Annotated in this window: 21 protein-coding genes; 2 read left to right on the top strand and 19 right to left on the bottom strand. The window is 73.7% G+C overall.

All coding sequences use genetic code 11. The annotated features are described in order from the left end of the window. Nucleotides 1-5: 5 nt before the first annotated feature. Nucleotides 6-1,598: an adenylate/guanylate cyclase domain-containing protein gene (locus GCL84_RS10675; RefSeq protein WP_156755263.1), complete on the top strand. Its 1,593-nt coding sequence runs from the start codon at nt 6-8 to the stop codon at nt 1,596-1,598. A gap of 122 nt (nt 1,599-1,720) precedes the next feature. Here the strand turns inward: GCL84_RS10675 and GCL84_RS10670 are convergent, their stop codons facing one another. From GCL84_RS10670 to GCL84_RS10655, 4 genes are all read right to left on the bottom strand, one after another. Further along, a complete protein-coding gene (locus GCL84_RS10670) occupies nt 1,721-2,188 on the bottom strand; it encodes a carboxymuconolactone decarboxylase family protein (RefSeq protein WP_235926141.1) in 468 nt (155 codons plus the stop codon). Further along, on the bottom strand, nt 2,185-3,045 hold the full coding sequence (sigJ, locus tag GCL84_RS10665) for an RNA polymerase sigma factor SigJ (protein WP_235926140.1): 861 nt from the start codon (nt 3,043-3,045) through the stop codon (nt 2,185-2,187). The genes GCL84_RS10670 and sigJ overlap by 4 nt, the downstream gene beginning before the upstream one ends. A gap of 389 nt (nt 3,046-3,434) precedes the next feature. Further along, nucleotides 3,435-4,061: a DUF6801 domain-containing protein gene (locus GCL84_RS10660; RefSeq protein ID WP_156755261.1), complete on the bottom strand. Its 627-nt coding sequence runs from the start codon at nt 4,059-4,061 to the stop codon at nt 3,435-3,437. Between the two features lie 127 nt (nt 4,062-4,188). Continuing rightward, nucleotides 4,189-4,329 (bottom strand): hypothetical protein, encoded by a 141-nt coding sequence (locus GCL84_RS10655; protein WP_156755260.1) that lies wholly within the window; start codon nt 4,327-4,329, stop codon nt 4,189-4,191. A 443-nt stretch (nt 4,330-4,772) separates the two neighbouring features. On the opposite strand from GCL84_RS10655, the gene GCL84_RS10650 reads away from it, so the two are divergent. Then, nucleotides 4,773-7,022 carry an MMPL family transporter gene (locus GCL84_RS10650; RefSeq protein ID WP_156755259.1) on the top strand — a complete coding sequence of 750 codons (2,250 nt, stop codon included), beginning with the start codon at nt 4,773-4,775 and terminating at the stop codon, nt 7,020-7,022. On the opposite strand, the gene GCL84_RS10645 is transcribed toward GCL84_RS10650, so the two are convergent. The 15 genes from GCL84_RS10645 to GCL84_RS10575 all read right to left on the bottom strand — a co-directional run. Beyond that, nucleotides 6,964-7,890, bottom strand: a complete 927-nt coding sequence (locus GCL84_RS10645; RefSeq protein WP_156755258.1) for a DMT family transporter — start codon at nt 7,888-7,890, stop codon at nt 6,964-6,966. The genes GCL84_RS10650 and GCL84_RS10645 overlap by 59 nt on opposite strands. A gap of 364 nt (nt 7,891-8,254) precedes the next feature. After that, nucleotides 8,255-9,469 (bottom strand): RNA polymerase sigma factor, encoded by a 1,215-nt coding sequence (locus GCL84_RS10640; protein WP_156755257.1) that lies wholly within the window; start codon nt 9,467-9,469, stop codon nt 8,255-8,257. After that, nucleotides 9,466-9,834 (bottom strand): YciI family protein, encoded by a 369-nt coding sequence (locus GCL84_RS10635; RefSeq protein ID WP_156755256.1) that lies wholly within the window; start codon nt 9,832-9,834, stop codon nt 9,466-9,468. The genes GCL84_RS10640 and GCL84_RS10635 overlap by 4 nt, the downstream gene beginning before the upstream one ends. 90 nt (nt 9,835-9,924) lie before the next feature. Further along, entirely contained in the window at nt 9,925-10,761 is an 837-nt protein-coding gene (locus GCL84_RS10630) for an LLM class flavin-dependent oxidoreductase (protein ID WP_235926139.1), read from the bottom strand. 51 nt (nt 10,762-10,812) lie between these two features. Continuing rightward, nucleotides 10,813-11,661, bottom strand: a complete 849-nt coding sequence (locus GCL84_RS10625; RefSeq protein WP_156755254.1) for an LLM class flavin-dependent oxidoreductase — start codon at nt 11,659-11,661, stop codon at nt 10,813-10,815. A gap of 41 nt (nt 11,662-11,702) precedes the next feature. Further along, nucleotides 11,703-12,911 (bottom strand): MFS transporter, encoded by a 1,209-nt coding sequence (locus tag GCL84_RS10620; protein ID WP_156755253.1) that lies wholly within the window; start codon nt 12,909-12,911, stop codon nt 11,703-11,705. Then, nucleotides 12,908-13,171: a hypothetical protein gene (locus tag GCL84_RS10615; RefSeq protein ID WP_156755252.1), complete on the bottom strand. Its 264-nt coding sequence runs from the start codon at nt 13,169-13,171 to the stop codon at nt 12,908-12,910. The genes GCL84_RS10620 and GCL84_RS10615 overlap by 4 nt, the downstream gene beginning before the upstream one ends. 1 nt (nt 13,172) lies before the next feature. Continuing rightward, nucleotides 13,173-14,429, bottom strand: a complete 1,257-nt coding sequence (locus GCL84_RS10610; protein WP_156755251.1) for a glutamate synthase-related protein — start codon at nt 14,427-14,429, stop codon at nt 13,173-13,175. Continuing rightward, on the bottom strand, nt 14,426-15,409 hold the full coding sequence (locus GCL84_RS10605; protein ID WP_156755250.1) for an asparagine synthetase A: 984 nt from the start codon (nt 15,407-15,409) through the stop codon (nt 14,426-14,428). The genes GCL84_RS10610 and GCL84_RS10605 overlap by 4 nt, the downstream gene beginning before the upstream one ends. Nucleotides 15,410-15,426: 17 nt before the next feature. Beyond that, the gene (locus GCL84_RS10600; protein ID WP_156755249.1) at nt 15,427-16,629 is read right to left on the bottom strand and encodes a methylaspartate mutase; all 1,203 of its coding nucleotides are present in this window, start codon (nt 16,627-16,629) and stop codon (nt 15,427-15,429) included. Continuing rightward, the gene (locus tag GCL84_RS10595) at nt 16,626-17,033 is read right to left on the bottom strand and encodes a cobalamin B12-binding domain-containing protein (protein WP_235926138.1); all 408 of its coding nucleotides are present in this window, start codon (nt 17,031-17,033) and stop codon (nt 16,626-16,628) included. The genes GCL84_RS10600 and GCL84_RS10595 overlap by 4 nt, the downstream gene beginning before the upstream one ends. A 100-nt stretch (nt 17,034-17,133) precedes the next feature. Then, complete coding sequence (locus GCL84_RS10590; protein WP_156755247.1) at nt 17,134-17,610, bottom strand: GNAT family N-acetyltransferase; 477 nt, start codon at nt 17,608-17,610, stop codon at nt 17,134-17,136. 14 nt (nt 17,611-17,624) lie between these two features. Further along, on the bottom strand, nt 17,625-18,425 hold the full coding sequence (locus GCL84_RS10585) for a GNAT family N-acetyltransferase (RefSeq protein WP_156755246.1): 801 nt from the start codon (nt 18,423-18,425) through the stop codon (nt 17,625-17,627). 69 nt (nt 18,426-18,494) lie between these two features. Continuing rightward, a complete protein-coding gene (locus GCL84_RS10580) occupies nt 18,495-18,701 on the bottom strand; it encodes an MbtH family protein (RefSeq protein WP_156755245.1) in 207 nt (68 codons plus the stop codon). Between the two features lie 27 nt (nt 18,702-18,728). Further along, nucleotides 18,729-21,710, bottom strand: a 2,982-nt coding sequence (locus GCL84_RS10575; RefSeq protein WP_156755244.1) for a non-ribosomal peptide synthetase, incomplete at its 5' end; no start/stop codon positions are given.

Raw genomic sequence — 21,710 nt, 5'->3', positions numbered from 1 at the left:
GCGCGATGGGTGAGGGGCGGGCTCCCTTCGGTTCAGTGTTGCTGGGTCCGGAGGGCCAACAGGGCCTGGTGCTGCGGATCAGGGTGCAGGCACTGCTGACGATCACACTGGTCGCGGCGAACATCATCGGGGCGGTCGTGGTGATCGCGCTGTCCGGCTTCGTCATCCCGGCGCCGGAGATGACCAGCGGCACCGCGCTGGCGCTGGCGATCGCCGTGCCCGCCTACGTCGTCGCGGCGCTGATCGTCGGCGCCGTCTGGGGCACCGGCCGGGCGTTGAAGACGCTGCGCTGGGCCATCGAGCAGCGCGAGCCGACCGAGACCGACCGGCGCGCGACCCTGCTGGTGCCGCTGGGCCTGACGCTCATGCAGGCCACGCTGTGGGGCGTGGGCACCATCGTGTTCACCGTCGTCACCGTGATCACGCAGCCCGAGCTGGCCTCCTCCATCGGGTTCACCGTCGGGTTCAGCGGGATCACCGTGTGCGCCAACGCCTACCTGCTCAGCGAGTTCGCGCTGCGCCCGGTGGCGGCGCGGGCGCTGCACGGCGACCCGCTCGGGCGCGTGGTCGGCGCCGGGGTCTCGGCCCGGCTGCTGCTGTTCTGGGCGCTGGGCACCGGCGTGCCGGTCGCGGGCGTGGTCACGGTCGGGATCTTCGCGCTGGCCCGGGGGAACGTGACCCCGACCCAGCTCGCGGTCACCATGATCGTGCTCGGCGGCATCGTGCTGGTCGTCGGCCTACTGGTGATGATCTTCAACGCGCGGGCCACCATCGCCCCGATCGACTCGGTGCGCGACGGCCTGGCCCGGGTCGAGCGCGGCCACTTCGACACCGAGATCCCGGTGTTCGACGGCACCGAGCTGGGCCTGCTGCAGGCCGGGTTCAACCGGATGGCGGCCGGGCTGCGCGAGCGCGAGCGCATCCGCGACCTGTTCGGCCGCCACGTCGGGCAGAAGGTGGCCGAGGTCGCCGTGGCCGCCGACGTCGAGCGCCTCGGCGGGCAGGTGCGCGAGGTGTCGGTGGTCTTCGTCGACATCGTCGGCTCCACCACCCTGGCCGCCACCCGCCCCCCGACCGAGGTCGTGGAGCTGCTCAACCGGTTCTTCACCGTCATCGTCGACGAGGTCGACGCCCACGGCGGCCTGGTCAACAAGTTCATCGGCGACGCCGCGCTGGCCATCTTCGGCGCCCCCATGCCCCTCGACGACCACGCGGGCCAGGCCCTCGCCGCCGCCCGCGCCATCGCCGCCCGCCTGCCCGCCGAGGTCCCCGAGTGCCCCGCGGGCATCGGCGTGGCGACCGGCCCCGCGGTGGCGGGCAACATCGGCGACACCCGCCGCTTCGAGTACACCGTCATCGGCGACCCCGTGAACGAGGCCGCCCGCCTCACCGAACTCGCCAAGTCCTACCCCGGCAGGCTCATCGCCTCCGCCGCCGCTCAGGCCTCGGCCAACGAGGCCGAGGCCACCCTCTGGACTTCCGCGGAGACAGTCACCCTCCGCGGGCGCACGGCCGAGACCACCGTGGTGCTCCCCAAAACGGCCGTGGAGGCCACGACCACCCCGGACAGGGCCGAACTGGACGAGCCCACCCCGTAGCTCCCCCGCCCACCGCACCGCGAGTCGGCACCGCCTACCGCTCGCTGGGGTGGATCGCCTCCCCCGAGCAACCCGATCCACCCCAACGAGCCGACTACTCGACGACCTCGTCCTTCAGCCGGTCACCCCTTGCGCAGGGACCCCGGCACCAGCCGCAAGATGGTGCCGAAGCGGTTCCAGGCGTTGATGGTGGCGATGGCGACCACCAGCGCGGCGACCTGCTCGTCGTCGAAGTGCTTGCGGGCATCGGCCCAGACCTCGTCCCCGACGCCGTGGCGCCCCAGGTCCGTGGCCTCCTCGGCGAGGGCGAGCGCGGCGCGCTCCTGCGGGGTGAAGAACGGGGCCTCGCGCCAGGTCACGACCGAGTGCAGCCGCTCGTCGACCTCCCCTTCCGCCTTGAGGTCGTGGGCGTGCATGTCGACGCAGAACGCGCAGCCGTTCATCTGGCTGACGCGCAGCTTGACCAGTGCGTGGATGGTCCTGGGCAGCGCGCTGTCGGCGACGAAGCGCTCCAGGCCGAACATGTGCTTGTAGGCCTCGCCCGCGTGGGCCTTGACGTCCAGGCGGGGAGCGAACTCGGTGTCGGTCACTTGTCCTCCAGGTGTTCGGCCCGCACGCGGGCCAGTTTGTCGGGGTTGACAACGATGTCGACGGCGGTGATCCGACCGTCGGCGACAGTGAGGGCGAAGACGCCGTCGAGCAGGCCGTGGCGCACGCGGAGCAGGCCCGCCGCGCCGTTGACCCGGACCAGCCGCAGGGCGGCGGGGTTCTTGCGGTGCACGCCCAGCAGGAACCGGGCGACGCGGTCGGCGCCGACGACGGGGTTGCGCGCGGCGGTGATGACGCCGCCCCCGTCGGTGCGCAGGACGACGCCGGGGTCGAGCAGGGCCAGCAGGGCGTCGAGGTCGTCGCCGCCGCAGGCCCTGGCGAACGCCGACACGACGGCCTTCTGCCGCCCCGGGTCCGGCTCGAACCTCGGTGCCCGGTCCGCGACGTGCCGCCGGGCCCGCGAGGCGAGCTGCCGGACCGCGGCCGGGGTGCGCCCGACCACCAGCGCCACCTCGGTCAGCGGCGTGCCGAACACCTCGTGCAGCACGAACACCGTGCGCTCGGCGGGGGTCAGCGTCTCCAGCACCACCATCAGCGCCAGGTTCACCGACTCGTCGAGCGTGACCCGGTCGGCCGGGTCGGCGTCCGGCTCCACCAGCGGCTCGGGCAGCCACGGCCCGACGTAGCGCTCCCGCCGGTGCCGCGCGGACCGCACCACGTCCAGGGCCAGCCGCGAGGCGACCACGACGCACCACCCGGCCACGTCGTCGACCGGCTCGGCGGCGCGGGCGAGGCGCAACCACGTCTCCTGCACCACGTCCTCGGCCGCGCCGCGGTCCCCGGTGATGCCGTAGGCCACGGAGGTCAGCCGGTCCCGCACGCTCTCGAACTCGTCCACACCACTAGGACGGGACAGCCCGCCGGAGTGTGACACCGGTGGGAGGCCGGGGGTGCCGCCTGCGTCGGCACGTCCCGCCGACGGCCGTGCGATCGAGTGGCACCGCTGATTGAGCCATACGGCAGCGGGTACCTCATCCCCATGTCGCACCCACAGCCGGACCCCGGCCCCGCCGACCCGATCCCGTCGCCCGCCCCGGCGCCGAACCCGAACCCGGACCCGATCCCCTCGCCGGACCCGGCCACCGAACCGCCGGTCCCGCCGACCCCGGATCCGCCTTGGCGCTGAGGCGCATATCCGGCCGGAAAACAATAGGCCAAGTTACTGAATGTGAATGGACCCCGGGCCGACTGCGCCCGGGGTCCATTCACATTCAGTAACTCACTGGATCAGGTGACGGGGATCGAGACGAGCGACGGGTCCTGACCCGCGTTCTGCGAGCAGTTCAGGTCGAAGGTGCCCAAGCCGGTCTCGGCGCCGGTGGCGGTCCTCGGGGTGATCTTGCCGGTGAAGGTGTTGCCGATGGCGATGTCCACCTGGCCGGGGGCCTTGACCGTCAGCGAGGGCACCGCGCCGGTGATGTTCAGGGCGACCGGGGCCGGGCCCGCGATGTTGGTGACCGGGATGGTCAGGCCGGGCAGGGTGACCCCCAGCTCGGTGCCGTTGACGTCCAGGTCGACCCCGGCGGTCGAGGTGCCCTCGACCGTGGTGGCCCCGATCAGGGACAGGGCCTGCAGGGTGAGCGAGTCCAGCTCGACGGCGACGGAGAAGTCGGTGGTGTGGATGGGCGAGCCCGCGGCCACGGTGTCCGGGAAGGTCGCGGTGACCGTCGCGGGGACGTCGCGGGCGCCGATCAGCGGGTAGGTGCAGCTGAAGGTGATCTGCTTGGTGATCACCGACTGGGTGCCGAGGGCCGCCTCGGCGGGCGCGGCCTGGGCGGTGGCGGCGGGGATGACGACGAGCGCGGCGATGCCGAGCGCGCTTGCGGCAGCGGCCGCGAACCTGTTCCGGGACATGCGAAACTCCTCGCTGAATACGCACGAAGGAAACGGAAACAATAAGCAGGGATAATGAGAGAGTGCTGGCTCCGACCTGAACCGAACCGGTCGGCGCGTATTTGGAGCGTAACCACGCAATAGCTGACTAGGCAAGGGAAAACCAACCGGTGAACAGCGCGGAAAATGACGCGCCCCCAACCTTGTCACCGACCGACAGCCGGTTGATCACGCGGCGACACAAATCCGCGCACCCGACCTCGAGTGGATCGCGACCGAACAGGCTCACCCGGACCACGTCCCACGAACTGGCGAGAATTCCCTCAATGCCAACAAGTTCAGTGAAACTCAAACGTACCACGTGGAGTCACCGGCGGGCCCGGACAAGCGCTCACCCGGTTGCCGGGCGGTCCCGCATCCCCGCGGCGGGACGCTGTTGTCGCACTCGGAGGACTCCGAGCACCCCGGGTCGCTCTCGACCTCGCCGCGGCGGCGCCGCCCCACATGATCATGCCCTCCGCCGATCCTTTCCCGAACACCCCTCGACCGGGTGAGCGGCAGTACTCCGTTGGGGCGGTGACTTTCCGGGCGCGCGAGCGCACACTGGAGGTGCCAGGCGCGGTCGGAGCCGACCGGGCTGCCGACCGGCGATCGGACCGGCACAACTTCGCCGTGCGCTTTTGTCACCGGCGCACGTGTTGCCCGGTCACCGGGTGAACTAGGCTGCTGCCCGTGCGGGCTCTCGCGATCTTCTGCTACCGCCACGCGCGACTCGTCATCGTGTTGTGGCTCGCCGTGCTGGCCGGGGCCACCTACGGGGCCCAGTCGGCGGGCATCGACTTCCGCGACGTGCTGGCCCTGCCCGCGTCGGACAGCAGCACCGCCCAGGACCTGCTGGCCGACAGCGCCGGCGGGATCGGCGGCGCCCAGGAGCGGGTCGTGGTCAAGACCGACGGGGTGTCCGTCGTGGACCCGTCGGTGCAGGCCAGGGTCGAGCCGATGCTGGCCGAGATCGCCAGGCTGCCGCACGTCGCCGCGGTCGTCTCCCCCTACTCCGAGGCCGGGCGGGCGCAGATCTCGCCGGGGCAGCAGGTCGCGTTCGCCACCGTCACCCTCGACGTCAAGGCCGACGACCTGACCCAGGAGGAGGCCGACAACTTCGTCGCGACCGCCAAGGCCGCCTCGGGCGGGGTGCTCAAGGTCGCCGTGGACGGCGCGGTCGCCACCCGCACGATCGGCCCGCCCAACCTCGACGACGCCGGGTTCGGCCTGCTCGCGGCAGCGATCGTGCTGCTGTTCACCTTCGGGTCGCTGTTCTCGATGCTGGTGCCGATCGTCACCGCGGTGATCTCCGTGGGCACGGCGATCGGCGTGGTCGGGCTGATGACCCACGTCATGGACGTGCCGACGGTCAGCCAGGAGATCGTGATCCTGCTCGGCCTGGGCGTCGGGGTGGACTACGCCCTCTTCGTCGTCACCAGGTACAGACAAGCCCTGGTGGGCGGGGCCCGCCAGGAGGACGCCCTGGCCCTGGCGGCGGCCACCTCCGGGCGCAGCGTGCTGTTCGCGGGCGTGACCGTCTGCGTGTCGCTGCTCGGCCAGTTCACCGTCGGCATCAGCTTCCTCGACGGCATCGCCATCAGCTCCTCCATCGCGGTGCTGATGACCATGTTCGCCGCCCTGACCCTGCTCCCCGCCCTGCTCAAGGTGCTGGGAATGCGCATCCTGTCCTCGTCGGTGCGCCGCGACATGTCCCTGCGCCACCGCAAGGTGCTCCCCGAGGGGCGGCGCTGGGGCGCGCTGGCGCGGGCGGTCACCCGCAGGCCGTACCTGTCCACGCTGCTCGCGCTGCTGGTCATCGGCATCATGACGATCCCGGTGTTCTCGCTGCGCCTGGGCATCCCGGACGCGGGCCTGCTCAAGGAGGAGTCCACCAGCAGGCAGTCCTACGACATGCTGGCCGAGGGCTTCGGCCCCGGCTTCACCGGCCCGCTGGTCGTCGTCGGCCGCGCCGACACCCCGGAAGAGCGCGCCGCGGCCGAGAAGGTCCACCGCGAGCTGGCCACCCACCCCGACGTGGCGCAGGCCGTGCCGCCGGTGGTCACCCCGACCAAGCAGGGCGGCCAGATCACCGCCGTCATCGTCTACCCGAAGGCGTCCCCGCAGGACGAGGCCACCAGCGCCCTGGTCGACAACCTGCGCAACCAGGTCATCCCGACCGCCGCGGGCACGAGCGGCGCCCAGCTCTACGTCGGCGGTGTGACCGCCGTGCAGACCGACTTCTCCGAGGCCATCACCGACCGCCTGCCGCTGTTCCTGTTCACCGTCGTGGCGATCTCGTTCCTGCTGCTGGTGCTGGTCTTCCGCAGCATCCTGATCCCGCTCACCGCGGCGGTGATGAACCTGCTCGCCGCCGCGGCGATGTTCGGCGTGCTGGTCGCGGTGTTCCAGTGGGGCTGGTTCGGCATCGCCGACACCGGCCCGATCGAGCCCTACATCCCGGTGTTCCTCTTCGCGGGTCTATTCGGCCTATCGATGGACTACGAGGTGTTCCTGGTCAGCCGGATCCAGGAGGAGTACCACCGCCGGGGCGACACCGTGGAGGCCACGGTCAACGGCCTCGCCGCCACCGGCCGCACGATCACCGCCGCCGCCCTGATCATGGCCCTGGTCTTCGTGTCCTTCGTGACCACCGGGGAACGCGTCGTGCAGGAGTCCGGCCTGGGCCTGACGGTCGCGGTCCTGCTGGACGCGGTCATCATCCGCATCGCCCTGGTCCCCGCCGTCATGACCATCTTCGGCAAGGCCAACTGGTGGCTGCCCGAGTGGGTCAACCGGATCCTGCCCCGCCTCGACGTCGAGGGGACCGGCCACAGCCACCGCCTCGAAGACCCCGAACTGCCCACCGGCCCCTTCGACTGGTTCAAGGCGACAACCGACGAGGACCAGCCCAAGGAGCTCCCCGCCGCATCGAGCCGCTAGGTCGCGTGTCGGGCGCGGCCCACATGCCGATGAGCAGACCCGCGAGGACGAAGGCCGCGCCGAGCACGTGGCCCAGGGTCGGGTCCCCGACGCCGAGCACGGCGGTGAGGGCGACGGCGCTGACGGGCACCAGGCTGGTGAACAGCCCCGCCCGCTCCGGGCCGATGGCCGCCACGGCGGTGAACCAGCAGACGTAGGCGCACGCGGTGACCGCCCCCGCGAGCCACAGCAGCGCCAGCACCTCGGTCCCGTCCGGCCGCGCGACCTCCCCGGTGACCACCACCCCCACCAGGCACAGCGGGACCGCCGCCACGCACGCGCAGGTGGACACCCGCAGCGCCCCGAGCCGGGGCAGCAGCGGCGCGGCCACGAGCGCGAACGCGACCTCGCCCAGCAGCGCGCACACCGACAGCAGGACTCCCAGGGCACTCCCGCCCAACCCGAAGCCGTGCGCGACCGCCGCCCCCGCCGCGACCACGACGCCCGCGAGCACCAGCCGCCCGGTCGGCCGACCGCGCGCCACCAGCGGGCTGACCAGCGTAATGACGATCGGCGCGCACCCCACGATCACCCCGACCAGCGCCGGGTCGGTGTGCTTGCCCGCCTCCGTCAGCGCGACGTTGAACCCGACCATCCCCAGCGCGGCCAGCACGGTGACGCGGACCCAGTCAGCCGCGGCGACCCTCGGGGGAGCCTGACCACCGCGCCGTCGCAGCGCCTTGAGCACGATCAGCAGCAGCACCGCGGCCAGGCCGAACCGCAGGGCTTGACCCGCGTGGACCGGGAAGTCCCTGAGCAGGCCGACCACCGCGACCGAACTGCCCACCATGATCATCGCCAAGGCGGCGAACGCGCTCCCCCGAAGCATTCCCGGACCGTACAAGCGCCGGGTGGTCTCCTCCCAGGGCCGATCCGGGGCTCTTCCACGCCACGGCCGAGGCCTGTGCGCCTCGCTGGTCGAGGCGCGCGCCGATCCCGCGGTCGTGCTCACCCCCGCACCCGGCTGGGCCGGTCGGCCGCCCCGGGTCCGTGGCACACCCGGCTGACGCGCCTGCGCGCGGTGGTCAACCCCGCCCGGCCAGATCGCGTTCGCGCACCTGCTCGTCGACCCGCCGTTGGCCGACGGGTGCGGCATCCAGGCCTCGACCGGCACAGGTTCGGGGCGGCGTGGTCATCGGGTGCGCGGAGCCGACGGCTCGCGCGGGTCCTCGGCCGCCCGGGCGGCCGGCCCCTCACCCCGCCCCGGCGCCGTCCCCAAGACCCAGGCGGGCGGCTCGGGACTCCAGGTGCAGGCGCTCCGGCAGGCTCAGCGTGAGCCGCGCGGCCGTCCGGTACGCCTCCCGCGCCGACTCGGTGTCCCCCGCCATCTCCAACAGGTGTCCCCGCACGGCGGCGAACCGGTGGTGCCCGCCCAGCTCGGCCGCCACCGAGGCGAGCAACCGCAACCCGGCCGCGGGCCCGGAGGCCTCGGCGACGGCCACGGCCCGGTTCAGGGTCACCACCGGCCCGGGCGCCAGCCGTTCCAAGATCCCGTAGAGCACGGCGATCTGCGCCCAGTCCGTGGCAGCAGTGCTCGGCGCCTCCGCGTGCAGAGCCGCGATCGCCGCCTGCACCTGGAAGGGCCCCAGGGCCGCGGTGGCCATGGTGCGCTCGATGAGCAGGGTGCCCTCGGCGATCTGCTCCCGGTCCCACGACGACCGGTCCTGCTCGGCCAGCGGCACCAGCGACCCGTCCGGCCGGGTGCGGGCGCGGCGCCGGGCGTCGGTGAGCAGCATGAGCGCCATCAGGCCCGCGACCTCGCCGTCGGCGGGCAGCAGGTGGTGGGCCAGGCGGGTCACCCGGATCGCCTCGGCGGACAGTTCGACGTTGTGCAGCGCCGTGCCCGAGGACGCCGTGTGGCCCTCGTTGAAGATCAGGTAGAGCACGTGCAGCACGGCCCGGACCCGCTCCGGGCCGCCCGCCCCGCCGAACCCGGCCTGGCGGATCTTGGCCTTCGCCCGGGTGATGCGCTGCCCCATCGTCGCCTCGGGGACCAGGAAGGCCCGCGCGATCTGGGCCGTGGTGAGCCCGCCGACGGCGCGCAGCGTCAGGGCGACCTGGGAGGGCTCGGTCAGCTCGGGGTGGCAGCAGAGCAACAGCAGCGACAGCGTGTCGTCCGCGTCCGGGACCAGCGGCGCCTCGACCGGCTCCATGGCCGCGACGGCGGCCTCGCGCCGGGTCCTGGCCGCCTCCGCGCGGAAGGCGTCGACCACCTTGTGCGAGGCCACCGCGACCAGCCAGCCCCACGGGTTGTCCGGCACGCCGTCGCGCGGCCACTGGGCGCCCGCGGCGAGCAGGGCCTCCTGGACGGCGTCCTCGCACATGTCGAACCGGCCGTGCCTGCGCACGAGCAGGCCGAGGACCCGGGGCGCCAGCTCGCGCACCAGGTCCCCGACCGCCCGGCTCACAGGTCCGGGCCCGCTGCGAACATCACCGGCCGGACCTCGACGCCGAGGCCGTCGACGGCCGCGTCCGGGATCTTCGCCGCCAGCTCCAGCGCGCGCTCGCGGCTGTCGACATCGATGTGGTAGAAGCCGCCGAGGTACTCCTTGACCTCCGCGTACGGGCCATCGGTCACCACCGGCACGCCGTCGCGGACCCGGACGACCGCGCTGGTCGACGGGTCGCCGAGGGCCTGGGTGCCGAGCAGCTCGCCGGACTCGGTGACCTCGGTGATGAAGCCCTCGTGCCCGGCCATGACGGCCTTGCGCTCGGCCTCGGTCAGCCCGTCCCACACGGCCGGGTTCATGTGCATGATCAACAGAAACTTCACGGGTTCCTCCTGGTGCTCCGCTCGGGGTTCGCCAGGGGGTCGGAGCCAGGCCCGCGATCCCTACACCCGTGGCCCGGTGGATTCTCGCACTCAGCGCGGCGGCCCGGCCTCGACCCTGCGCAGCACCGGCCCGAGCTTGTCCTGGTCGGGGCTGTCCATGGGCAGCCGCTCGTCCCACCAGGTCGCCCCGGCCGCGGCCAGGGGCGCGACGAGGTCGGCCCCGCCGGTCGGCGGGGTCGGGCCGCCCACCACGACGTCGAAGGGGCCGCTGCCTGGTCGCCGCTCGCCGATGTAGTCGACGAGGTCGCGCAGTTGCGCCACGGGCGGGAAGACCCCGTGCCGGGCCGAGAGGAACATCGGGACGACGCCGTCCCAGCGCGCGGCGCGGCGCATCGGCGGCTTGTTGGGCCAGTAGCCCGCCACCCAGACCGGCACGCGCGGGCGCTGGACCGGGGTGGGCAGGAGGGCGACGTCGTCCACCCGGAAGTGCGGGCCGGAGTGGGTGACGGGCTCGCCGGTCCAGTAGCGGTCGATCAGCTCCAGCCCCTCGTCCAGCAGCCCGGCCAGGGCGACCGGGTCGGTCGGCTCACCGAACGCGCCGAACTCGTCGGCCAGCGGGGCCCCGAGCCCGGCGCCGAGCACGACCCGGCCGCCGGTGAGGTGGTCGAGGGTGGCGACCTGGCGCGCCACCTGGTGCGGGCGGCGGCGGGCGACCGGGGTGACGAGCGTGCCGAGGGTCAGCGTCGAGGTGGCCAGCGCGGCGGCGGCCAGCAGGATCCACGGGTCGCCCAGCGCGCGGCGCTTGGCCTTGATGTGCACGACATGGTCCCACACGAACAGGCCGTCCCACCCCGCCTGCTCCGCCGCGGCCGCCACCCGCGCCACCGCGCGCGCGTCCGCGAAGTCGCCGAAGTTGGGGATGTTCACCGAGTAGCGCACACCCCACTGTGGGCCCCGCCGAGCCCCACCGCAATCGGATTAGCGCGGCGGCCCCGCCTCGACCCGGCGCAGCACCGCGTCGAGCCGGTCCAGGTCCGGGCTGTCCACCGGCACCCGCTCGTCCCACCAGGTCGCGCCCGCCTCGGCGAGCGGCCCCACGACGTCGACGCCCCCGGTCAGCGGCGTCGCCCCGCCGACCACCACGTCGAAGCGCCCGCCGCCCTCGCGGTGCGAGCCGACGTAGTCGACCAGGTCGCGCACGGCGGCCACCGACGGCGCGAACCCGTGGTCGGCGTCGGCGAACATGGGCGCGACACCGTCCCACCGCGCGGCCCGGCGCATCGGCGGCTTGTTGGGCCAGTAGCCCGCGACCCAGACCGGCACCCTCGGCCGCTGCACCGGCGTCGGGAGCAGCCGCACACCGTCGACCTTGTGCGCCGGGCCGTCGTGGGTGACGGTCTCGCCGCTCCAGTACCGGTTGAGCAGGTCCAAGCCCTCGTCGAGCAGCGCGGCGACGACCTTCGGGTCGGTGGGCTCGCCGTAGGCGCCGAACTCCTCGTCCAGCGGCGCGCCCAGCCCGGCGCCGAGGACCACGCGCCCGCCGGTGAGCCGGTCGAGGGTGGTGACCACGCGGGCCAGTTGGTGCGGGCGGCGCCGGGCGACGGGGGTGACGAGCGTGCCGATGGTCAGCGTCGAGGTGGCCAGGGCGGCGGCGGTCAGCAGGACCCACGGGTCCCCGACCTCGGGCCGGGGTTGCCGGAACCCGCGCAGGTGGTCCCAGACGAACAGGCCGTCCCACCCCGCCCGTTCGGCCGCGGCGGCGAGGTCCGCCACCGCCCGCGGGTCCGCGAAGTCTCCGAAGTTGGGGATGTTGACCGAGTAGCGCACACCCCCACTCTCCGGACCCCGCGGGGTCCCCGCAACCCCGGCTACCGCGTCCGCAGCGCGAGGATCCCGACCACCGGTCCCGCGAAGGCGATCACCCCGCAGGTCACCCAGGTCGCCTGCACCCCGACCAGCAGCGCCAACCCGCCGAACACGGCGGCGGAGAACGGCGCGGTGCCGATCCCGGCCAGCGCCAGCGCCGCCATCGCCGAGCCCATCTGCCCCGGTGGGGCGGCGGCCTGGAACAGGGTGACGGTCGCCGGGCCGTTGAAGCCGGACGCGGCCCCGGCGCCGAACGCGATGGCCGACAGCACGACCGGGTCCGGCGCGAACGCCATCGCCAGCAGCGCCGCGGCCAGCACGAACCCGCTCACGACCAGCCGGGCGAACAGCGGCAGCCGGTGCGCGACAGCGGCCCCGAGGGCGGTCGAGGCCAGCGCGCCGCCGCTGAACGCGGCGATCACCGAGCCCACCGCGCCCACGCCCCAGCCGCGCTCGACGGCCAGCAGGGGGACCGCGGCCAGCAGCGGCCAGCCGAAGCAGAAGTCGATGAGGAACGAGGAGACGAACAGCCTGCGCAGCCGCGTCGAGCGGCCCAGCACCCGGAACCCGTCGAGGGAGCGCCGCAGCAGCGGGGTCCTGGCCGGGTCGGGCCGCGCCCGCATCCCCCGGGTCACGTGCGCCAGGCACGCCAGGGCCACCGCGCAGGTCAGCGACACCACCGCCATGGCCATCCACAGGTGGCCCACGGCGATCAGCGCGGCGCCGAGCGGGGCGCCGAGGATCGGGGCGAGCCGGGTGACCGTGGAGTACCCGGAGTTGGCGCGCAGCAGGTCGTCGCCCGAGGCCAGCCGGGGCAGGATCGTGCCGAACGACGGCCCGCCCAGTCCGAGCAGCACGCCCTCGACGACGGCGATCACCGCCAGCACCGGCAGCGACTCGGCCACCAGCACCCCGACCGCGCCCAGCGCCAGCAGCACCACGCGCCCGGAGGTGGTGCGCAGCAGGGTGAACCGCGGCCCGAGCGCGTCCGCGACCGCCCCGCCGACCAGCAGCATCACGGCCTTGGGCAGCGTCGAGCACAGCATCAGCAGGGTGACCGCGCCCGCGCCGCCCAGGCGAACCGCGCTCCAGGACAGCGCGATCGACAGCATGCTGTCGCCGATCAGCGACACCGCCTGCCCGCTGACCAGGGTCCCCATCCGGGGCCAGTCGGTCCGCTCCCGGACCTGTTCACCACGCACGGCGGTCATCGCGGCCTCCTCCCCCTGAGCACGGCGTCGTCCACGGCGCGCGCGGCGGCCAGCCGCGCGGCCAGGTGGTGCTCCACGTCGGACACCACCACCAGGTCCCCGCCGAGGTGGGCCTGGCCGTGCGCGGCCAGCGTCCACCGCGCGGCCCGCCCAGCGCCCGCCCGGCACCAGGGCGGCCACACCGTCACCACGGGCACCTCCGACGGGGTGAAGAACGCGTGCAGCGCCCCGGCCCGCCCGATCCCGACCGAGTCAGCCACCTCACCCTCCCCGCACCGGGTCCGCGACCCGGTCGGCGGCCCGCGTGCCCGGCCACCACAGGTCGTCGGCGTCGAGGTCGGCGGGGGCGTACTTGCCCAGCGCGCTGATCAGCAGCCTGGCCTCCAGCGCCAGGCACTCGGCCAGCCGCAGCAGGCCGGCGCCGGGGTCCTCGGCCACCGCGACCAGGGCGGCGCGCCCCAGGCCCGCGGCCGAGGCGCCCAGCGCCAGCGACCGCACGACCCGGCTGCCCTCCCACATCCGCCCGGTCACCAGCAGGCAGCCCGCGGGCGGGCCGATCCGGCGCAGGCACTCGGCCAGCGGCAGCCCCACGTGCCGCAGGAACGCGGTGGGCGCCCAGCCGGTGCCGCCCTCGGCCCCGTCGACGGTGACCGCGTCCGCGCCCGCCGCCCACGCCACCTCGGCGGCACGGCCGATGTCGCGGCCGGGGTGGAACTTCACCCAGACCCGGGCGCGCGGGAAGTTGTTGCGCATGAAGCGGATCTGCTGGCGCACGATCTCCTCGGTGAACGTGCCGGGGGTGGCGCAGCGCAGCCGCGCGTCGGTGCCGAACACGTCGTGCAGGGAGAACCGGTCCGCCAGCCGCGCGGCCTCGGCGGCGTCGAGCACGGTCATGCCGCCGAGCCCGGGCTTGGCGCCCTGCCCGACCTTGAGCTCGAACGCGAGCCGCCCCGATTCCAGCAGCGGCGCGGCGGCGGGTGAGCTGTAGACGAGGTTCCACACCTCGGAGTCGGCGTCCTCGGTGCTCTGCTGCACCACGACGCCGCCGACCCCGTCGGCCACGGTCTCGAGGTAGGCCGAGATCCTGGCCAGGATCGGCGAGCCGCCGAACCCGTGCACCGGCACCATGTTCTCCCCGATGACCATCGGGACGCCCAGCCGCCCGGCCTGGGCGCTGGCGGCGACGCCGAGTTCGCGGCTGCCGATCCGGGTCGACCCGAACGCCGAGAGGAACAGCGGCAGCGTCGAGCGGAACCCGCCCACGGCCGCGGTGAGGTCGACGTCGGTGTGCTCGGGCTCGCGCCCCAGGTCGATCAGCTTCTCCAGCCTGCGCGGCATGAACACCGGCGGCACGAGCCGCGCGACGTCCAGGTCGTCGAGCGGCGTGGACGGGTCGGCGCCGAAGACGCCGGCGCCGTAGGTGTCGGCGGGCGGGAACGCGGCGGCGGCGCCCGTCCTGGCGCGCTCGCGGACCTGCTCCTCGGGGAACCCGGCCGCCATGGTGGTCAGGCCGCTCACGGCGTCGCCACCCCCGGCAGCTTCGGGTACGCGCTGACCTGCCAGAGCGCGTCGAGGCCGGTCAGGAAGCGGGTCAGCCGCTCCACGCCCATGCCGAACCCGGCGCTGCCCGGGATGCCCTCGCGCGCGGCCCGCAGGTACCAGGCGTACTTGGCCGGGTTCTCGCCGCTCTCGCGCATCCGGGTGACGATCGTGGCGTAGTCGGCCTCGCGCTCGCTGCCGCTGACCAGCTCGCCGAACCCGCCGTGCGCGATGAGGTCGAAGTTGCGCAACTGGCCGGGGTTGTCGGGGTCCTCGCGGTCGTAGAACCCGCGCGAGCCCTTGGGGTAGCCGGTGATGAAGAACGGCCGCTCCGCCTTGTGCGACAGCAGCTCCTCCCCCGCCCAATCGATCTCGCCGTCCGGGTTCTGGTCGTGCCCGACCGAGCGCAGGCCCGCCACCGCGTCGTGGTGGGTGACCTGGTCGAACGGCCCGGCGAGCAGCTCGGCGAAGGACTCGCGGTCGCGGCCGAGCTCGGTGAGCGTCTCCGGGACGGCGCGCCACACGTGGTCGACCACGTGGGTCAGCAGCGACTCGGCCACGCCCATGGCCCCGGCCCGGGTGGCCCCGGCGACCTCGACGTCGATCTGGTGGAACTCGACCAGGTGCCGCCCGGTGCCCGCGGTCTCGGCGGGCTCCACCCGCACGTTGGGGGCGATGTAGAACAGCTTCGGGAACCCGCGCAGCGACGCCTGCTTGTAGAGGATCGCGCTGGTCATCATCTTGTAGCGGTGGCCGTAGAAGTCGACGTCGAGCGCCTTGGCGCCGCGCCCGCCCGGGTCGGTGACCGGGCCGATCAGCGGCGGCAGCAGCTCCTGGAAGCCCAGGGAGCGCAGGTGGTCGCGAGCGGCCTGCAGCGCCTCCTGCTGCACCCGCATGGCCGCCGCGGTCGACCGGGCGGTCAGGTGCTCGGCGAGCGGGGGCAGGGGTGATTCGGACATGGCTGGCTCCTCCGGGTTCAGCGGTCGAACGCCCTGGCGACGTGGGTCAGGGCGGTGAGCAGGCGCTCCGAGGTGAGCGGGTGGTCGGCGGCGGACGGGGGGATGGGCATGGCCCCGGTGGCGGTCCAGCGCAGGGTGCCGTCGTCGCCGACGGTGCTGCGGGCCTGTCCGGTGTTGTCGGGGTGCAGGCAGAACGGGACGTCGAGCACGCCGCGCGCGAAGGCCTCGGCCAGGGCACGGCCCAGGTCGTCGTCGAGGTTGAGCACCGCGTCGATGAGCGCTGACGCTTCGTCGAGGATGCCTGTGTCGCGCGTGGACGGTTGGGGGGTGTGCGCTCTCGCAGCAGCAGCGGCGACTTCCAGCGCTTGCACGTTCTCTTCGACTGTCGGGATTCGCTGCGATTCGGCGACTGTCTTGACGATGAGCCGTTCCGTGCCTGTGCGCGCTGCCAGTTCGGCGGATGCCTTGAGCAGGTTGAGCGCGCCGTGCGTGGTTGTGGGGTAGACGCCCATGTAGCCGTAGAGGACGACATGCCAGTCGGCGTCTGTGGGCAGGTGGCGGGCCGCGAGTGTGCGCAAGGCCCGGATGGCTTCCTCGTCCTGGGCGGGGTCTGTCTGCTGCGCGTAGCTCAGCGACACGCTGGGGATTCCGTTGCGCGTGAAGAAGATCCCCTCAAGCACGCTGACGGCGATGAGCAGACTGGGCGGGCACAACTGACCCAGCAGACAGCCGCCGAAGCTCTCCAGGTGCGGCGTCTCCGCGCTGTCGGCGAGGATCCCGCATGTCTCACGCCAGTTCGCGATGGACTCCCGCAGCGGGGTGCGGCCGTAGGGCAGGCAGTAGGACACGGGCCCACCCTCGGTGGCGTCCAGCCCCACCGCCGTCAACGCCCGCACGATGTCCTGTGGCTTCGCCGACCCGTGGCGCACCTGCACCGGGAAGCTCTCGTGGGCGATGCCTTCGAGCAGGCGGCGGGTGGTGTCGACGCTGTGGGTGACGATCGGGTAGCCGTTGAGCGGGGACCCGTCCCGCAACGCGTCAGCGGCCGCCTTGAGGTCGTTGACCCGCGTGTAGCTGTCGAGCGTGAGCGTCCCACAGGTCGTCGCGTCGGCCGCCCACGTGGCGATGAGCCCCCGCCGCATGGCGTGCGGGTCCCCGAACCCCATCCTCGGCTGCACGACCAGCTCGCCCGCGCGCCGCACGAACCGCCCGAAGCTCATGACCCCACCGCCAGCGGCGCACCGGCCAGGTAGTCGCCGAACGCCTCCAGGTCCCCGCCCTGGAACACCGCGTCGAACCCGGCGTCGACCAGCGCGGAGGTCCACTCGCCGCGCCCCCGCCCGTCAATCCCCAGCTTCCCCCCGATCACCACCCGCGCGTCGGGCACCGCCGCCTTGAGCACCTGGACCGTCACCAGCCCATCGGTGTACCCGTGCCCGTTGACGCTGCTGAGCACCACCACCCCGGGCCGCAGCGCCACCGTCTCGGCCACCAGCAGCGCGTCGGGCACGCAGGGCCCCAGGTTGGCCACGCGCAGCCCGCGCTCCTCGCAGAACAGCTGCAGGAAGATCAGGTTCCACGTGTGCGAGTCCGACACCGTGCCCGCGACGAGCACATCGACCACACCGACTGCACCACCACTGCGCGAGGCCATGCCGCAAAGCTAGGTCGGCCCAGAGCCCCCGAGCGGTAGTTGGACCGGCAGTATTCAGGCAGTCCCGCCGCTACAGCTCCCGGTACATGATGTGCAGGCCCACCGGCCCGTGCACCGGGTGGCGGAAGCCCCCGGGCAGGGTGGCGACGACCTCGAAGCCGAGGGACCGCCAGAGGCGGACGGCGGCGGTGTTGGTGGACACGACGGCGTTGAACTGCATGGCGGTGAATCCCGCCGCCCTGGCCTCGTCCAGCACCCGGGCGCCGAGGGCGCGGCCGACGCCCTTGCCCGCGTGGGCGGGGTCGACCATGAAGCTGCCATTGGCGATATGGTCGGCGTTGCCGCCGTGGTTGGCGTGGAACTTGCCGATGCCCAGGACCGTGTCGCCCGCCACGGCGACGAGGGCGGTGGGGATCAGCCACATCGCGCGAGCCTCGGCCTCGGTGAGGTCCGTGGCGAGGGTGTAGGTCTGGCCGGCGGCGATGATCTCCCGCATGAACGGCCAGACCCGTCCCCAGTCCTGGTCAGTGACAGCGCGCAGGTCCACTCGGACATCCTGCCTCACGGCCGGTACGCCCGCGTCCGGGCGTACGGCGTGAACCCCAGTGACCGGTAGAACGCCTGCGCCCACCCCGTCACCGGGTACACCACGGCTTCCGCGCACCCCCGCTCGGCAGCGGCCCGCATCGCGGCCAGGCACACCGCGCGCCCCAGCCCGAGCCGCCGAAACGACTCCACCGTCCCCACTGGCTCCAGTTCCCCCACCGCGTTCACCTCGTCGGCCCACACCAGGCACTGCGCCGCCACCGTCCCGTCCGACGCGACGACCACCTGGTCCAGCGACCGCTCATACGGCCACGCCCCCATCACCACCCGATAACTCTCCTCGGTCACCCTCGACGGGCGCCACACCGACCGGTGACACGCCACCCGCGCCGCCACGTCGTCAACCGGCCCGACCCGGAAGCCCGGTGGCAGGACCGGCTCGGGCAACCCCGCCAACGACCGGCTCATGTGGGTGGACCGGACCTCCCGCGCCGTGAACCCGGCCGGGACCAGGTGCTCCTCCCCGTCGATCAACCACACCGCCTCCGGCTCGCCCCACGCCACGACCTCAGCGGCGAGGTCCGGGAAGTCCGGGTCGACCTGGTAGGCGAGCCCCCCGGGCTCCCGCACCCAGCCCCACGCGACCACCCTCCCGTCGACCTCCCACAGCGCCGTGGGCCACTCCGGCTCCCGACCCAGGTGCTGGAACCGCTGCCAGACCAGGTCGCCGATGTGCCACTGCGAGCGGTGCGACCACAGCCGCTGGGCCAGGCCCTGCATCAACCGCAGGTCGTCCGGTCCGGTGTACGGGCGCATGGGCTGTTTGTACCCAGCCCCCTTTGCCCCGGCCACCCGTTTTCCGGGCGGCCGGGGCGGACAGGCAGATCAGGCGTACTGGGCGACCAGGCTCTTGGGTCGCATGTCGGTCCAGTTCGCCTCGATGTGGTCCAGGCACGCCGCGCGGGTGGTCTCGGCCAGGGCCACGGTCCAGCCCGAGGGGACGGTCGCGAACGACGGCCACAGGGAGTGCTGGCCCTCGTCGTTGACCAGGACGAGGTAGGTGCCGTCAGCGTCCTCGAAGGGGTTCGACATGGTCTTTCTCCTTTGGTGTCAGGTGTTTCAGCGGATGAGTTGAGTGGACAGCGCGGTGGCGAGGGTCTCGCCGATCGTGGTCAGCGGGGCCGGGGCGGCCAGGCCGAGGTGGGTGGCGTCGACGTCGACGAGGGTCAGCCCGCCGGTCAGGTGCGGGTGCCACCGGTCGGGGGCGGGGCCGCTGCCCCGGGTGGCGCGGAAGAGCAGGGCGCCGCCGGTGACCAGCCGGGGCCGGTGGTCGCGCAGCAGGGCGGTGTGCCGTGCGGCGGCGGTGACGAGGGTGGTGACCTCGTCGTGGTCGAGGCCCGCCAGGACCGGGTCGCGGTCGCGGAGGGCGCGGGCCAGCGCCGGCGGGGTGGTGTCGGTGATGGCCGCCGGGTCGTCGAACAGGGCGCCGAGGAATTCGCGCCCGTCCCCCGCGCCCCCGGGCACGGCCGGGTAGGAGTCGAGCAGGGCGAGCAGTTCGACGTCCTCGCCCCGCTCCTGCAACTGGGCCGCCATCTCGTGGGCGACGACCCCGCCGAAGGACCAGCCCAGCAGCCGGTAGGGACCGTGCGGCTGGACACCGCGGACGAGGGTCAGGTACTCGGCCGCCATCTCCGCGATCGAGCCGGCGGTGGCGCCGCCGGTCAGCTCGCGGGTCTGGATGCCGTAGACGGGCTGGTCAGGCCCGAGGTGGCGGGTCAGCCCCGCGTACGGCCAGGCCAAGCCCATGCCGGGGTGCACGCAGAACAGCGGGGTCGCCGCCCCGCCCCGGCGCAGCGGCAGCAGGGTCTCCACCGCCCGACCGCCCGCGGCCCGGCCCGCGCTGGCCCCCAGGGCGGCGAGCGCCGCCGGGGTCGGGCAGCGGAACACGTCGCGCACCGCGATCTCCCGGCCGAGCGCGGCCCGCACCCGGCTGACCAGCCGCACGGCGAGCAACGAGTGCCCGCCGAGGTCGAAGAACCCGTCATCCACACCGACCGAGCCCGCCTCCCCGACCGGGGGAAGCCCCAGCACCTCGGCGAACAGCCCGCACAGGACGCGCTCGTCCGGCGTGCGCGGGGCCCGCCCCGCCCCGACCGCCCCCGCCGGGGCGGGCAGCGCCCGCCGGTCCGGCTTGCCGTTCGGGGTGAGCGGCAACTCGTCGAGCACCACGAACACCGAGGGCACCATGTACTCCGGCAGCGCCTCGGCGGCGTGGGCGCGCAGCCCGTCCACCGCCACCGCGGGCTGGGTCACGTAGGCGACGATCCGCTTGTCACCCGGCCGGTCCTCCCGCACCAGCACGACCGCCTGCCCGACGTGCGGCGCGAGCACCGACTCGACCTCCCCGGTCTCGATGCGGAACCCGCGCACCTTGACCTGGGTGTCGACGCGGCCGAGGAAGCGCAGCTCCCCCGTCGTCGACCAGGCCACCCGGTCACCGGTGCGGTACATGCGCTCGCCGTCGGGCCCGAACGGGTCGGCGACGAACCGGTGCGCGGTCAACCCGGGCTGCCTCACGTACCCGCGGGCCACCTGCTCGCCCGCGATGTACAGCTCGCCGACCCCGCCCAGCGGCACCGGCCGCAGCCGGTCGTCGAGGGCGTAGAGCCGGTTGTGGTCGAGCGGGACCCCCAGGTGGACGGACGCCCCATCGCGCTGGTCGGGTCCGAACCGCTGGCGGCTGGACGCGAAGGTGGTCTCGGTCGGCCCGTAGCTGTGCACCACGACCGTGTCCGGGCAGTGGGTCAGGACCCGCTGCAAGGTGGCCGGGGCGACCACGTCGCCACCGGTCCACACCTCGCGCAGCCTGCCCAGCGCGTCCACGTGCTCCTCGGCCACCAGCGCGAACAGCCCGGCGGTGAAGTAGGCGGCGGTGACGTCGTGCCGGTCGATCACCCGGGCCAGGTGCGCCACGTCCGCCCCGTCGCCGCCGGAGACCACCAGCGACCCGCCGACGAGCAGCGGCACCCACATCTCGTAGGTGGAGGCGTCGAACCCGAACGCGGAGTGCACCAGCATCCGCCGGTGGGTCCCCGGGTCCCAGCACCGGTCGCGCGCCAGCCGCGCCACGTTGCGGTGGGTCACGCCCACCCCCTTGGGCCTGCCGGTGGAGCCGGAGGTGAACATGACGTAGACGAGGTCGTCCACCCCCACCTCGACCTCGGGCGCCACCGGGCTGGGCGCGACCCCGCCCAGCGATTCCAGCAGCACCGACGCCCCCGCCTCGGCCAGCATCGCCGCCAGCCGCGCCGCGGGCAGCCCGTCGGGCACCGGCACGTACGCCGCACCCGCCTTGAGCACGCCCAGCACCGCAACCACCAGGTCAACCGAGCGCGGCATCCGCACCCCCACCGCCGACCCCGGGCCGACCCCGTCGGCCACCAGCCGACGCGCCACCCCGTTGGCCAGCGCGTCGAGCTCGGCGAAGGTCAGCGACCGGGACTCGTCGCACACGGCCTCGGCGTCCGGCGTGGCCCTCGCCCTGGCCGCGACCAGTTCGTGCACGCAGGCCACCGGGGCGTCCACCGGCTCCGGGTTGAACCCGGTGAGCAGCCGGGTCCGCTCCCCCTCGGTCAGCAGGTCGAGATCGCTGAGCCGCGTCCGCGGGGCGGCGGCGACAGCGGTGAACAGCAGCCGCAGGCGCTCGGCCAGCAGCTCGGCGGTCCCCCGGTCGTAGAGGTCGGTGGCGTACTCCAGCGTCCCCCGCACCCCGTGGCCCGCGACCTCCTTGACCGCCAGCGTCAGGTCGAACTTGGCCCCGGTGCCCGCGCTCGCCGACCCGGCGCCGATGGCCTCGGCCTCGGCGTTGTTCTGCAGCACGAGCATCACCTGGAACAGCGGGTGGTGCGCGGTCGAGCGGGCCGGGTTCAACTCCTCCACCAGCAGGTCGAATGGCAGGTCCTGGTGCTCGAACGCGGCCAGGTCGGCGTCGCGCACCCGGGCCACCAACTCACCGAACGTCGGGTCACCGGAGACATCCGTGCGCAGCACCAACGTGTTGACGAAAAACCCGACCAACTCGTCCAACGCCTCATCCAGCCG

Origin of the sequence: Actinokineospora pegani (genome assembly GCF_009745975.1) — a bacterium.
Classification (GTDB): Bacteria; Actinomycetota; Actinomycetes; order Mycobacteriales; family Pseudonocardiaceae; genus Actinokineospora; species Actinokineospora pegani.
The sequence above is the reverse complement of the archived record's forward strand: the minus strand, read 5'-3'. Positions and strand labels throughout refer to the sequence as shown.